Source organism: Streptomyces sp. NPDC048196 (assembly GCF_040652715.1).
Taxonomy (GTDB): domain Bacteria; phylum Actinomycetota; class Actinomycetes; order Streptomycetales; family Streptomycetaceae; genus Streptomyces; species Streptomyces siderophoricus.
The window spans coordinates 60070-72903 of record NZ_JBEZMM010000015.1; the positions used below are offsets into that span (position 1 = coordinate 60070).

A 12834-nucleotide genomic window follows, 5' to 3' on the forward strand; every position below is an offset into this window, starting at 1 on the left:
ATCACCGGCACGGCACACCGCGCTGGTGTGTCGTGCCGTGACGACGTACGGCTTGCTGGTGTGTGTGTGGGGACTCAGCTCAGGACGGCGAGGGCGTCGATCTCGATGAGCAGGCCCTTGGGCAGACCGACGTAGACGGTCGTGCGGGCCGCCGGGGCCTGTGTCAGGCCCTGCTCCTCGAAGTACTGGTTGTAGATCTCGTTCATCTCGGCGAAGTGGCCGGTGTCCGTGAGGTAGACGCGCATCATCATCACGTCGTCCCAGGTGGCGCCGCCCTCTTCGAGGATCGCCTTGACGTTGGCGAAGGTCTGCAGGGTCTGCTCGCGCAGGGTCGGGCCGGCCGGGGTGGGGGCCTGGCCCGGGACCGCGGGGAGGAAGCCGACCTGGCCCGCGACCTGGAGGATGTTGCCCTTCTTCACGCCGTGGGAGAACTTCGCGGGCGGGGTGGTGTGGGTGGCCGGGGTGAGGGCGGTCTTCTCGCTCATGCTCATGCTTCCTTGGTCGGTGGACTGCCGGAGTACTCCCGGCTGATGGCGTCGGCGGTGCGGCGCACCAGGGGGAGCAGGGTGAGGAGTTCCTCGGCGGAGACGACGACGTTCGGTGCGGAGACCGACATGGCGGCGACGACGCGTCCGTCCGCGCCGCGGACCGGAGCCGCGACGCAGTTGATGGACTCCTCGTGGCCACCGAGGTCGGTGGCCCAGCCCTGTTCGCGGACCTTGGCCAGTTCGGCGAGGAAGGCCGTGGCGTCGGGGGTCGAACGGGCCGTGTAGCGGGGGTAGTCGAGCGTCGCGGCGAGGGTGCGGCGCTCGGCTTCCGGAAGGTCGGCGAGGAGCAGTTTGGCGACCGCGGCGACGGTGATCGCGACCGGCTTGCCGATCCGGGAGTACATCCGGACCGGGTAGCGGCTCTCGACCTTGTCGATGTAGAGGACCTCGTTCTCCTCGTGGACGGCGAGGTGGACCGTGTGGCCGCACTTCTCGTTGAGTTCGACGAGGTGCGGGTGGGCGATCTCGCGTACGTCGAGGTTCTCGGCGGCCTCCTGGGCGAGCGCGAAGAGGCGGGCACCGAGGCGGTAGCGCTGGTCGGCCTGCCGGTGGACCAGGCCGTGTTCGTGGAGGGTGCGCAGCAGCCGGAGGGCGGTGGACTTGTGCACGCCGAGCCGGTCGGCGACCTGGCCGAGGTCGGCGGGTCCTTCGGCGAGCAGCGGCAGGATGCTGAGCGCGCGGTCGACGGTCTGGCTCATGGGCTCGGTACCTCCTCGGCGGCCCTGCGGTCGGCTGCGACGGTCCAGCCGGGGCCGAGGTGCAGTTTCCCCCAGGCGGTGTCGTCGAGCGCGGCCAGCCCGTCGGCGAGGGCCCGGCCGGGCGGGGCCGCGAGGTCGCCGGGGTCGGTGAGGGCAGCGGCGGCGAAGAGGTGGCCGTACCGGGCGCGGGCGCGCAGCGGCAGGCCGCGGAGGGTGGCGGAGAGGAATCCGGCGGCGAACGCGTCACCGGCGCCGACGGCGGCCACGACCTCGACGTCGAGCGCGCGGACCGTGGTGGCGGTGGCACCGCCCGGGCCCCCGTCGTGGAAGACGACGGCCCCTCCCGCGCCCTGCTTGACCACCAGGACCTCCGGCTCGGGCAGGGCCGCGCGGATCGCCCGGCTGCCGTTGAGGCCCCAGGCGTCCCGGGCCTCGTCCTCGCCGACGAACACCAGGTCGGCGCCGCGCGCGAGGTCGAGCAGGACCCGCGGGCCGATGGGGGTACCTCCCTGCTCATGGGGGCGCCCCCGCTCGAACGAAGTGGAGAGTGGGGGCGGAGCCGGGAGCTGGGGGGAGCCGCGCCACAGGCCGGGCCGGTGGTTGACGTCGAACGAGACGAGGGGGCGGCGGCCGGGCCGGCGCGCGGTCAGGGCGCGCAGCAGGTCGAGGCAGTCGGTGGACAGGGCCGCGGTGATGCCGGAGAGGTGCAGGATGCGGCCGTCCTGGAGGGCGCCGGTGTCCAGGGTGGTCACGGACATGGCGGAGGCCGCCGAGCCTGCGCGGTAGTAGGCGACCTCGTGGGCGTCGGTGGCGCGGTCGCCGGCGGTGCGGAAGTAGATGCCGGTGGGGCGGTCGCGGTCGCGGCGCACCGCGGAGGTGTCGACGCCGTATCCGGCGATGGTCGCCACGAGGTGGTCGCCGAAGCCGTCGGCGCCGACCCGGCTGATCCACTTGGTGCGGTGGCCGGCGGCGGCGAGCATGCAGGCGACGTTGGACTCCGCACCGCCGATGGCGCGGTCGAAGGAGGGGACGTCGGCGAGCCGTCCGGGCCGGCCGGGCAGGAAGGTGACCATGGACTCGCCGAGGCAGACGACGTCGGCGGCCGGGGCGGGGGTGCCGCCCGGGCCGTGAGTGTCGCTGCCGTCCGGGGTCGTGGTCACGGTCGTGTGCACTCCTTCGCTGGGCTTGTCCGGGCGGGCCGTGCGCGGCCCGCCGGCCCCGGAGGTCTCCCCGGCGAGGCCGCCAATCCCGTGCAGTTCCCTGCAGTTGCCTGCGGTTTCCTGCGGTTTCCCGCCGTGTTTCCCACCATTGACCGGGCGATGGGCCGGATGTTAGACAGCAGTCAGCGATATGCGCAATGGTCGTTGCAGAGCATGCAACATGATCTTTGAGGAGGCCCCATGACGGGGGAGCGGCTCGCGCAGGGACTTGCGGAACTCGCCGACGAACGCGTCGATCACCGCTTCAAGGGGCTTCCCCCGGACGCCGAAGGGCTGACCGTCGGCGAGCTGGCCGCCGAGCGCCGCAACCTCTTCGACGGCGGGTTCACCACCCCCGTCCTGGCCCTCTCCGCGGAGGCCGTCGAGCACAACCTGGCCGCCCTGGAGACTTATTCCACCCGGCACGGCCTGGCCTTCGCCCCGCACGGCAAGACCTGTATGGCCCCCCAGCTCTTCGCCCGCCAACTGGAGCACGGCGCCTGGGGCATCACCGCGGCCGTCCCGCACCAGGCCCGGGTCTACCGCACGTACGGCATCCAGCGGATCTTCCTGGCCAACGAGCTGGTGGACGCCGCCGCGCTGCGCTGGCTGGCCGGTGAGCTGGCCGCCGACCCCGACTTCCGCTTCGTCTGCTACGTCGACTCGCTGCCCGGCATCGCGCTGATGGACACCGCGCTGCGGGAGGCCGGCGCCACCCGCCCGGTCGATGTGGTCATCGAACTGGGCGCGGGCGAGGGCGCGCGCACCGGCGTCCGCACCGAGGCCGAGTGCCTCGAACTCGCCGACGCCATCGCGGGCGTGGACACCCTCCGGCTGGTGGGCGTCGCCGGGTACGAGGGCGAGGTGCCGGACGCCGACGGCGAGCGGGTGCGCGCCTGGCTGCGCCGGCTGGTCGCCCTGGCCGTGGAGTTCGACAAGGCCGGCCGGTTCGCCGACCTGGACCGGATCATCGTCAGCACCGGCGGCAGCGCCTGGTTCGACGCGGTCGCCGAGGTCTTCGAGGAGATCCCCGCGCTGTCGGCGCCGGTCCTCAAGCTGCTGCGCTCGGGCGCGTACGTCTCGCACGACGACGGCCACTACCGCCGGCTGACCCCCTTCAACCGCGTCCCGGAGGAGGGCGATCTGCAGCCCGCCTTCCGGCTGTGGGCGCAGGTCGTCTCCCGCCCCACGCCCGGTCAGGCGTTCCTCAACGCGGGCAAGCGCGATGCGGCCCATGACCTGGACCTGCCGCGGGCCCAGGTCGTGCGGTCCGGCCGGGACGGCACCGAGCGGCCGGCGGCCGGGATCACCGTCACCGGGCTGTCCGACCAGCACGCCTGGCTGGCGACGGAACGCGCCGGCGACGTCGAGGTCGGCGACTGGGTCGGGCTGGGGCTGTCCCACCCGTGCACGTCGTTCGACAAGTGGCAGCTGATCCCGCTCGTCGAACGGGACGGCACGGTCGTCGACTTCGTCCGCACCTTCTTCTGATCGCCCGCGCCCGCCCGAGCTCTGCTTTTCCCCTTCCGCCCGCCCTAAGAGGGGACCCGCCATGGACCTGGTCATCCGCGACGTACGCGTCCTCGACGGCACCGGCGGCGCCTCCTACCGGGCGGACGTCGCGCTCGACGGCGGCCGGATCGCCGCCGTCGTGCGCGAGGGCGCCGGCCAGCGCCCCACCGCCCGCCGCACCCTGGACGCCGGCGGCCTCGCCCTCTCCCCCGGCTTCATCGACATGCACGCCCACAGCGACCTGGCGCTGCTGCGCGACCCGGCGCACGAGGCCAAGACCGCCCAGGGCGTCACCCTCGAAGTCCTCGGCCAGGACGGCCTGTCGTACGCGCCGGCCGACGACCGCACCCTCGCCCAGGTCCGCCAGGCCATCACCGGCTGGAACGGCGGCGGCCCCGGGGACACCTCGCTCGACTTCGACTGGCGGACGGTCGGCGGGTACCTCGACCGCCTGGACCACGGCTTCGACGGACAGGGCATCGCGGTCAACGCCGCCTACCTCGTCCCGCAGGGCACGGTCCGGATGTACGCGGTCGGCTGGGACGACCGGGACCCGACCCCGGCCGAGCTCGACCACATGAAGCGCCTGGTCGCTTCGGGCCTGGAACAGGGCGCCGTCGGCATGTCGTCCGGCCTCACCTACACCCCCGGCATGTACGCCAAGGACGCCGAACTCACCGAACTGTGCCGGGTCGTGGCCGCGTACGACGGCTACTACTGTCCCCACCACCGCAGTTACGGGGCGGGCGCCCTGGCCGCGTACCAGGAGATGGTCGACCTCACGCGCACCGCCGGCTGCGCCCTGCACCTCGCCCACGCCACCATGAACTTCGGGGTGAACCAGGGCCGGGCCGCCGACCTCCTCGCCCTCCTCGACGACGCGATCGCCGCGGGCGCGGACATCAGCCTCGACACCTACCCGTACACCCCAGGCTCCACCACTCTCGTGGCGATGCTTCCCAGTTGGGCCAATGAGGGCGGCCCGGAGGCCACCCTCGCCCGGCTCCGGGACGACGGGACCGCCGAACGCATCCGCCACCACATCGAGGAGCTCGGCTCCGACGGCTGCCACGGCGTACCGATCGACTGGGACACCATCGAGATCTCCGGCGTCGCCGACCCCGCCCTCGCCCCCTGCGTCGGCAAGACGATCGCGCAGGCCGCCGCCGCACGCGGTGAGACCCCCTGGGCCACGGCCCGCGGTCTCCTCCTCGACGACCGCCTCGGCCCGACGATCCTCCAGCACGTCGGCCACGAGGAGAACGTCCGCGCGATCATGCAGCACCCGGTGCACACCGGCGGCAGCGACGGCATCCTCCAGGGCGACAAGCCGCACCCGCGCGCGTACGGCACCTTCCCGCACTACCTCGGCCACTACGCCCGCGAACTGGGCGTGCTGTCCCTGGAGGAGTGCGTGGCCCATCTGACGGGCCGTCCGGCGGCCCGGCTGCGGCTGCCCGACCGCGGGCTGGTCCGCGAGGGCCACCGCGCCGACCTGGTCCTCTTCGACCCGGACACGGTCGCGGCGGGCTCCACGTTCGACGCCCCGCGCACGCTGCCCGTCGGCATCCCGCACGTCCTGATCGACGGCCGCTTCGTCATCGAGGACGGCCGCCGGACGGACGTCCTGGCGGGGCGGGCGGTGCGGCGCACCCCTTAGGGCGCCTCGGGCAGGGGCCGCTCCCGGAGGGCGGCCAGCGCGAGGTCGGTCAGCTCCTGCGCGTTGTTGGTGAGCGAGGCGCCGAGAGCCGCGGCACGTTCCTCGCGTTCCGGGGACCGGCGGATGGTGAAGAAGATCACCGGCCCGCTGTAGTGCCCCTCCTCCTTGAGGCGTTCCACCATGGCGAAGCCCGCGGTGTGGTCCCGCCCCCGGCTGATGTCGGAGATCAGCAGGTCGGGGGTGCGGGTGTGGGCGCGGAGCGCCCGTACGGCGTCGACGCTGTTCTCCACATGCGTCATCTGCGCCCCGAGCCCCTCCAGCACCGTGCCCACCACGGCCTTGCGCTCCGGCTGGTCATCGACCCACAGGACGTGGAACGGCGGTGCCTGGTACCCGCGGCCCTGCTGCGGATACCCGCCCTGCTGCATCTGCGGCGGATACGCGGGCTCCTGCATCGGCGGCGGGTAGTCGTAGCCGCCCTGCTGCCCCGGCACCGGGTACCCGGACTGCCCGTACGGCGACGGAGGCTGCTGCCGGGCCGCCGGTGCCGGCTGCGGCGGCACCCCGTAGGCCGGCTGCTGCTGCCCGTAACCGCCCACCCCCGCGTACGGGTCCTCGCCCGGCCAGGCCAGCGGCGGGCCGAATCCGGTGGCGTAGCCGTCCGCCTGGACGTCCGGCAGGCTCTGCCACATGGGCGCCCACTCCCGGGACATCCGGGTCGGCTCGCCGCCCGCCCCCTGCGGGCCCTCGCGCAGCCGTTGCAGGAGCCGGTCCGCGTCCGGGCGGGCGGTCAGCTCGTCGACCAGCGAGGTGAACGCCGGGTTGATCACCAAGGCCGGGAATTCCGTGGGGAGTTGACGCTCCAGCGCGGTCAGCACCGGCTCACCCGACCCGCCGATCGGGTCCGGCGCCGGCAGGTCGTACGAGGCCAGGAAGCTCCGCACCGTCCGGAGTTCCTGGTCCGGGACCGGGGCCGTGGCCGCGGCCAGCAGCGTCCGCCGCACCTCGCGGTAGGTACGGAACTCGGCCACCACATCGCCGTCCACCGTGCCCGACGGGCCGGTCATCATCCGGTAGAAGTCGGGATAGAAGTACTGCAGCAGCAGCGTCCTGATCACCGCGCCGGGGCCGAAGTCACGCCAGACCGGGTTCAGGGTCGCTTCCAGGACGAATCCGTTGACCAGGCGTTTGATGCGGCGCGGATTGCGGTCCGAGCGCTGGACCAGCAGATCCACCAGGGCGTCGTCGAGCAGCGGCTCGATGCCCGCGGTCCGGGCGCACCACCGGATGTAGTCCTTGACACCGTGGTTGTCGGGGGCCGGAATCCGGTAGCTGGTCTGGAAGATCTTCTCCATGAACGCCGAGCCGGCCGGCGACAGATCGCGCAGCAGCCCGTTGGGCCCCAGCGCCGACCGGTCGCAGCCGATCATGAACGCCAGTCCGGGCACGTCCAGATAGACCTTCACCGCCTCGCAGACCGCGAGCACCGTCTCCTCCGAGCAGCGGTCGAGGTCGTCGATGAAGACCACCAGGAGCCGGCGTGGCCGGTTCTCGGTGTTGTCCGACCACTCCTGCACCAGCTCGCCGATCGCCCCGCGCATCTCGTTGCGCGCCTGGGAGTCGACCGAGAGGCTCTTCCACAGCTCGTCGACGAGACCGGCCACCCCGAGCGGCCCGGCGACGACCGTGGTCAGCGCCCGGGCCGCCCGCAGCAGGGCGCGCCGCTCGTTGACCCGTGCCAGGCCGCGGCGCAGCACCCGCCGGTCGAAGCGCATCAGGACGGACTTGATCAGCCCTTCCAGTGCGTCGGCACCGGTCGAGGTCCAGGCGTTGTACCAGACCGTGTGGACGTCGGGGGCGTGCGCCAGCTCCGCGTCGACCAGCCGCATCAGGCTGCTCTTGCCCATGCCCCAGCCGGCGTCGACGGCGAGGGTGAAGGGGGTGGACCCGCGGGAGGCGACGAGCAGGCCGGCGAGCTGGCGGGCGGCGCGTCCGGCGCCGAGCAGATCCGCGGCGGACTCGGCCACCGGCTCGTCGTTGAGCAGTGCGAACGGGCCGTGCGGCAACGGCGCGGGGACGGCAGGCGCGGGCGCGGCGGGGACGGGCGCGGCGGGAGGTAACGGAGCCGAGGTGGGCATGCGCCCGGAGCGTACCGGGGCGGCCGTGCGCCCGCGCACCCCGCCACGGAATCAGCAGCCACCCGGCCGGCCGACCCTGCCGGCCGGCCAGGTCAGCGCGACGTCCGCGCCGCCGGCCCTCACCACGCGTGAGGAACCCCACACCCTGCGCTGATCAACGTGGGGAAAAACACCGGGCGGGCGGCGAAACGCGCCCGTAAGGTGGCGGACATGCAGGTGATCCAGTCAACGAAGCTCGCCAACGTCTGCTACGAAATCCGTGGCCCGGTGCTTGAGGAGGCCATGCGGCTGGAGGCGGCGGGTCACCGCATCCTCAAGCTGAACACCGGCAACCCGGCGGCGTTCGGCTTCGAGTGCCCGCCCGAGATCCTGGAGGACATCCTCCGCACGGTCGGAACGGCGCACGGCTACGGCGACGCGAAGGGCCTGCTGTCCGCCCGCCGCGCGGTGATGCAGCACTACCAGACCAAGGGCATCGAGCTCTCCGTCGACGACATCTACCTGGGCAACGGCGTCTCCGAGCTGATCCAGATGTCGATGCAGGCGCTGCTGGACGACGGCGACGAGGTACTGGTGCCGGCCCCGGACTACCCGCTGTGGACCGCGTCGGTCTCGCTGTCCGGCGGCACGGCCGTGCACTACCGCTGCGACGAGCAGGCCGACTGGATGCCGGACCTGGCCGACATCGAGCGGAAGGTCACCGACCGCACCAAGGCCATCGTCGTCATCAACCCCAACAACCCCACGGGCGCCGTGTACGACGACGCGCTGCTCCAGGGCATCGCGGAGATCGCCCGGCGGCACAACCTGATCGTCTGCGCCGACGAGATCTACGACAAGATCCTCTTCGACGGGGTCACCCACACCCCGTTCGCCGCGCTCGCCCCGGACCTGCTGACCCTGACCTTCAACGGCCTCTCCAAGGCGTACCGGGTCGCCGGCTACCGCAGCGGCTGGCTGGCGGTCTGCGGCCCGAAGGCGCACGCCTCCTCGTACATCGAGGGCCTGACGATCCTCGCCAACATGCGGCTGTGCGCCAACATGCCGGCCCAGCACGCGGTCGCCACGGCGCTCGGCGGCCGGCAGTCGATCAACGATCTGGTGCTGCCCGGCGGCCGACTGCTGGAGCAGCGCGACACCGCGTACGAGCTGCTGACGCAGATCCCCGGGGTCAGCTGTGTGAAGCCGAAGGGCGCGCTGTACGCCTTCCCGCGGCTGGACCCCAAGGTGTACAAGATCAAGGACGACCGGCAGATGGTGCTGGACCTGCTGCGCGCCGAGAAGATCATGATCGTGCACGGCACCGGCTTCAACTGGCCCGAGCCGGACCACTTCCGGCTGGTCACCCTGCCCAGCAAGGACGACCTGGCGGACGCGGTGACCCGGATCGGCACCTTCCTCGACGGTTACGGACAGTACTGAGCCGGACCGGCTTCTATACGACCCACAACTTTAGACAGCGTCTAAGCTAGGATGGCTTCCTGGACTTTTTTCAGGAGGCCGTCCCATGTACGAACCGATCCGCACCAAGTCGGTCCACACCATGGCCGCCGCCCCGGAGTTCCCGCACCGCTCCCGCGAGGAGGAGCTGGACATCCGGCTCGCCGGACAGCTGACCGCGCTGCTCACCGTCACCGACGAACTGCACGCCCTGGCGCGGCGCCCCGACGCCCGCCCGGCCGGCGACCCCGGCGCCGGGCCGGCCCTGGACGCCACCGCGCTGGCCGACGCCGCCGAGCGCATCGCCGAGCAGGTCGCGCGGCTGAGCGGCGGCCACTACCCGCTGCGCGCCGAACCCTCGGACACCGGCAGCCCGTCCCGTGCCACGGCACTCCAGCAGCGCGCCCGCACCCTGGCCGGCAACGCCCTGGCGGTCGCCACGTCCCGGGGCGACGCCGCGGTGATCGCCCTGGCGGCCGAGCGCATGGAGGCCCACGCGGAGCCGGTACGCGACCTCGCCACGACCTGAGCCGGCTTGCGGCGGCCGGCGTGCCGCGGCGCGGGGCGGGCCTGGGACGACATCATGATCCCCACCGCCCCCGGCCCGGCCGGCGCGGCCGGTTCACTCCACCGGCCCATCGGCCCCGCCCCGCTTCACGGCCGCCCCGCGACGGCCTCCGCCTGGTCGAACGAGCCGGGGCCCCGCACCATCGGTGCGGGGCCCCGGCCGGGTGCCCGGCGGCAGCGGCGAGCGTCGGCGACGGTCAGCCGAGCCGCTTCACCAGTGCGCGGTATTCGTCCCACAGCTCCTTCGGCGTGTGGTCACCGAAGGTGTTGAGGTGCTCGGGGACCAGCGCCGCCTCCTCGCGCCACACGTCCTTGTCGACGGTGAGCAGGAAGTCGAGGTCGGACTCGGACAGGTCCAGGCCGTTCGTGTCCAGCGAGCCCTTGGCCGGCAGCACGCCGATCGGGGTCTCGACGCCCTCGGCCTTGCCCTCCAGCCGCTCCACGATCCACTTCAGGACGCGGGCGTTCTCGCCGAAGCCCGGCCAGACGAACGTGCCCTCGTCATTCTTGCGGAACCAGTTGACGTAGTAGATCTTCGGCAGCTTGGACTGGTCCTTGTCCTTGGCGACGTCGACCCAGTGACCCATGTAGTCGCCCATGTTGTAGCCGCAGAACGGCAGCATCGCGAACGGGTCGCGGCGCAGCTCACCGACCTTGCCCTCGGCGGCGGCGGTCTTCTCGGAAGCCACGTTGGCACCGAGGAAGACGCCGTGGTTCCAGTCGAAGGACTCGGTCACGAGCGGCACCGCGCTGGCCCGCCGGCCGCCGAAGAGGATCGCCGAGATCGGCACGCCCTTGGGGTCCTCCCACTCCGGCGCGATGATCGGGCACTGCGAGGCGGGGGTGGTGAAGCGGGCGTTGGGGTGCGCGGCGGGCTCGGCGGAGTCCGGGGTCCAGTCGCGGCCCTTCCAGTCCGTCAGGTGGGCCGGGGTCTCCTCCGTCATCCCCTCCCACCACACATCGCCGTCGTCCGTGAGCGCCACGTTGGTGAAGACGGAGTTGCCCCACAGGGTCTTCATGGCGTTGGCGTTGGTGTGCTCGCCGGTGCCGGGCGCGACGCCGAAGAAGCCGGCCTCGGGGTTGATCGCGTAGAGGCGGCCGTCCTCGCCGAAGCGCATCCAGGCGATGTCGTCGCCGATGGTCTCGACCGTCCAGCCGGAGATCGTGGGCTCCAGCATGGCGAGGTTGGTCTTGCCGCAGGCGGACGGGAAGGCGGCGGCCACGTACTTCGACTCGCCCTGCGGCGGGGTCAGCTTGAGGATCAGCATGTGCTCGGCCAGCCAGCCCTCGTCGCGGGCCATCACCGACGCGATGCGCAGCGCGTAGCACTTCTTGCCGAGCAGGGCGTTGCCGCCGTAGCCGGAACCGTAGGACCAGATCTCGCGGTCCTCGGGGAAGTGCGAGATGTACTTGGTGGAGTTGCACGGCCACGGAACGTCGGCCTCGCCCTCCGCCAGCGGGGCGCCGAGGGTGTGCACCGCCTTGACGAAGAAGCCGTCCTCGCCGAGCTCGTCGAGCACCGGCTGTCCCATGCGCGTCATGGTGCGCATGGAGACCGCGACGTACGCGGAGTCGGTGATCTCCACGCCGAGGGCGGACAGCGGCGAGCCCAGCGGGCCCATGCAGAACGGAACGACGTACATCGTCCGCCCCTTCATCGCGCCGCGGAAGATGCCGCCCGCACCCCCCGAGCCGGTGAAGATCTCCCGCATCTCGGCGGGGGCCTTCCAGTGGTTGGTCGGGCCGGCGTCCGCCTCCTCCTCGGAGCAGATGAAGGTGCGGTCCTCGACGCGGGCCACGTCCGAGGGGTCGGAGGCGGCGTAGTACGAGTTGGGGCGCTTGATCGGGTCGAGCTTCTTGAACGTGCCCTTGTCGACGAGCTCCTCACACAGGCGCTCGTACTCCGCTTCCGAGCCGTCACACCAGACGACCCGGTCGGGCTGGGTGATCGCTGCAATTTCGTCGACCCAGGCGATGAGGCCCTGGTGACGGGTCGGGACGGTGGGAGCCGCGTTGTCGCGCGCCACGATCGCTCCTAGATGAGGGTGTGGACGGATATATGCCCGGTGTGCCGGGAAAATCCGCTTCTTTTGGTTGTTGCCCCTTGGGGGCCGCGACCCGGATGCTTCGTGACCGCTCATCCGGTGCCGTCCGCACTCATTTGATCATCCGACCCGAATACCGATCTGTCCAGAGGGCGCCTTCGTGACCGTCACCACTCGTGGACGAACCGGTAACCTACGGTCGCGTAGCTAGCATTGCGCCCATGACTTCCGCGCCCGACGCCGCCGAGAACCGGCCCGCCACCGCGTCCCCCGCGATCGCGGCGGTGGCCGCCGCGGCCGCACCGCTCAAGCCCAAACTCCGTGGCTGGCTGCACGCCGGGATGTTCCCCGCCGCCCTGCTCTCCGGCGTGTTCCTCACCGCGCTCGCCGACAGCCCCCGCGGCCGCCTGGCCTGCGCCATCTACACCCTGACCGCCTGCCTGCTGTTCGGCGTCAGCGCCCTTTACCACCGCGGCAATTGGGGCCCGCGCGCCGACCGCGTACTGCGCCGCCTCGATCACGCCAACATCTTCCTGATCATCGCCGGCACCTACACCCCCTTCACCATGCTGCTCGTGCCCGGATCACGCGGGCAGCTGCTCCTCTGGGCGATCTGGGCGGCCGCGCTCGCCGGGATCATCTTCCGCGTCTTCTGGGTCGGCGCGCCCCGCTGGCTGTACACCCCCTGCTACATCGCCATGGGCTGGGCCGCCGTCTTCTTCCTCCCCGATTTCCTGCGCACCGGCGGGATCGCCGTCCTCGTGCTCGTCGTCGTCGGCGGTCTGCTCTACAGCGCCGGCGGCGTCATCTACGGCATCAAGCGCCCCAACCCCTCCCCCCGTTGGTTCGGCTTCCACGAGGTCTTCCACTCCTTCACGCTCGCCGCCTTCGTCGTCCACTACGTCGGCATCTCACTCGTGGCGTACACGCACGCCTGACACGCACGCCCGAGACGCACGCCCGAGACGCACGCCTGGGGCGCCGGCGCCCCAGGCGGCACCCGCAGTTCACGGAGCTCGGCCGGCCC

11 protein-coding genes are annotated in these 12834 nt (G+C 72.1%); 6 read left to right on the top strand and 5 right to left on the bottom strand.

The genetic code is table 11. The features are described from left to right. Nucleotides 1-74: 74 nt before the first annotated feature. Genes AB0E02_RS17640 through AB0E02_RS17650 form a run of 3 tightly spaced genes read right to left on the bottom strand, consistent with a single transcriptional unit; the run spans nucleotide 75 to nucleotide 2319 of the window. A complete protein-coding gene (locus tag AB0E02_RS17640; protein ID WP_362140186.1) occupies nucleotides 75-485 on the bottom strand; it encodes a RidA family protein in 411 nt (136 codons plus the stop codon). Nucleotides 486-487: 2 nt separating this feature from the next. Then, complete coding sequence (locus AB0E02_RS17645; protein WP_362140188.1) at nucleotides 488-1246, bottom strand: IclR family transcriptional regulator; 759 nt, start codon at nucleotides 1244-1246, stop codon at nucleotides 488-490. Next, the gene (locus tag AB0E02_RS17650) at nucleotides 1243-2319 is read right to left on the bottom strand and encodes a sugar kinase (protein WP_362140355.1); all 1077 of its coding nucleotides are present in this window, start codon (nucleotides 2317-2319) and stop codon (nucleotides 1243-1245) included. The genes AB0E02_RS17645 and AB0E02_RS17650 overlap by 4 nt, the downstream gene beginning before the upstream one ends. Before the next feature lie 327 nt (nucleotides 2320-2646). Here AB0E02_RS17650 and AB0E02_RS17655 point away from each other — a divergent pair, with 327 nt between their 5' ends. Together AB0E02_RS17655 and AB0E02_RS17660 are read left to right on the top strand one after the other, a co-directional pair. Continuing rightward, nucleotides 2647-3936 carry an amino acid deaminase gene (locus AB0E02_RS17655; protein WP_362140191.1) on the top strand — a complete coding sequence of 430 codons (1290 nt, stop codon included), beginning with the start codon at nucleotides 2647-2649 and terminating at the stop codon, nucleotides 3934-3936. Nucleotides 3937-3997: 61 nt separating this feature from the next. Continuing rightward, the gene (locus tag AB0E02_RS17660) at nucleotides 3998-5617 is read left to right on the top strand and encodes a D-aminoacylase (RefSeq protein WP_362140193.1); all 1620 of its coding nucleotides are present in this window, start codon (nucleotides 3998-4000) and stop codon (nucleotides 5615-5617) included. Here the strand turns inward: AB0E02_RS17660 and AB0E02_RS17665 are convergent. Continuing rightward, nucleotides 5614-7683 carry a P-loop NTPase fold protein gene (locus AB0E02_RS17665; RefSeq protein ID WP_362140196.1) on the bottom strand — a complete coding sequence of 690 codons (2070 nt, stop codon included), beginning with the start codon at nucleotides 7681-7683 and terminating at the stop codon, nucleotides 5614-5616. The genes AB0E02_RS17660 and AB0E02_RS17665 overlap by 4 nt on opposite strands. A gap of 70 nt (nucleotides 7684-7753) precedes the next feature. Here AB0E02_RS17665 and AB0E02_RS17670 point away from each other — a divergent pair, with 70 nt between their 5' ends. The 3 genes from AB0E02_RS17670 (at nucleotide 7754) to AB0E02_RS17680 (ending at nucleotide 9724) form a co-directional block, all read left to right on the top strand. After that, complete coding sequence (locus tag AB0E02_RS17670; RefSeq protein ID WP_362140199.1) at nucleotides 7754-7909, top strand: hypothetical protein; 156 nt, start codon at nucleotides 7754-7756, stop codon at nucleotides 7907-7909. 56 nt (nucleotides 7910-7965) lie between these two features. Further along, nucleotides 7966-9177: a pyridoxal phosphate-dependent aminotransferase gene (locus AB0E02_RS17675; protein WP_030414689.1), complete on the top strand. Its 1212-nt coding sequence runs from the start codon at nucleotides 7966-7968 to the stop codon at nucleotides 9175-9177. Nucleotides 9178-9262: 85 nt separating this feature from the next. Continuing rightward, complete coding sequence (locus tag AB0E02_RS17680; RefSeq protein ID WP_362140203.1) at nucleotides 9263-9724, top strand: hypothetical protein; 462 nt, start codon at nucleotides 9263-9265, stop codon at nucleotides 9722-9724. Between the two features lie 235 nt (nucleotides 9725-9959). On the opposite strand, the gene AB0E02_RS17685 is transcribed toward AB0E02_RS17680, so the two are convergent. Next, entirely contained in the window at nucleotides 9960-11789 is a 1830-nt protein-coding gene (locus AB0E02_RS17685) for a phosphoenolpyruvate carboxykinase (GTP) (RefSeq protein ID WP_362140206.1), read from the bottom strand. Between the two features lie 239 nt (nucleotides 11790-12028). Between AB0E02_RS17685 and AB0E02_RS17690 the strand changes: the two genes are divergently transcribed. Continuing rightward, nucleotides 12029-12745: a hemolysin III family protein gene (locus AB0E02_RS17690; protein WP_362140209.1), complete on the top strand. Its 717-nt coding sequence runs from the start codon at nucleotides 12029-12031 to the stop codon at nucleotides 12743-12745. Nucleotides 12746-12834: the final 89 nt, after the last annotated feature.

What these genes read in the sequence shown, in the direction of transcription:
- AB0E02_RS17680 (WP_362140203.1), top strand. Translation starts at nt 9,263, where the DNA reads ATGTACGAACCGATCCGCACCAAGTCGGTCCACACCATGGCCGCCGCC.
- AB0E02_RS17640 (WP_362140186.1), bottom strand. Translation starts at nt 485, where the DNA reads ATGAGCGAGAAGACCGCCCTCACCCCGGCCACCCACACCACCCCGCCC.
- AB0E02_RS17650 (WP_362140355.1), bottom strand. Translation starts at nt 2,319, where the DNA reads ATGGTCACCTTCCTGCCCGGCCGGCCCGGACGGCTCGCCGACGTCCCC.
- AB0E02_RS17690 (WP_362140209.1), top strand. Translation starts at nt 12,029, where the DNA reads ATGACTTCCGCGCCCGACGCCGCCGAGAACCGGCCCGCCACCGCGTCC.
- AB0E02_RS17675 (WP_030414689.1), top strand. Translation starts at nt 7,966, where the DNA reads ATGCAGGTGATCCAGTCAACGAAGCTCGCCAACGTCTGCTACGAAATC.
- AB0E02_RS17660 (WP_362140193.1), top strand. Translation starts at nt 3,998, where the DNA reads ATGGACCTGGTCATCCGCGACGTACGCGTCCTCGACGGCACCGGCGGC.
- AB0E02_RS17655 (WP_362140191.1), top strand. Translation starts at nt 2,647, where the DNA reads ATGACGGGGGAGCGGCTCGCGCAGGGACTTGCGGAACTCGCCGACGAA.
- AB0E02_RS17645 (WP_362140188.1), bottom strand. Translation starts at nt 1,246, where the DNA reads ATGAGCCAGACCGTCGACCGCGCGCTCAGCATCCTGCCGCTGCTCGCC.
- AB0E02_RS17670 (WP_362140199.1), top strand. Translation starts at nt 7,754, where the DNA reads ATGCGCCCGGAGCGTACCGGGGCGGCCGTGCGCCCGCGCACCCCGCCA.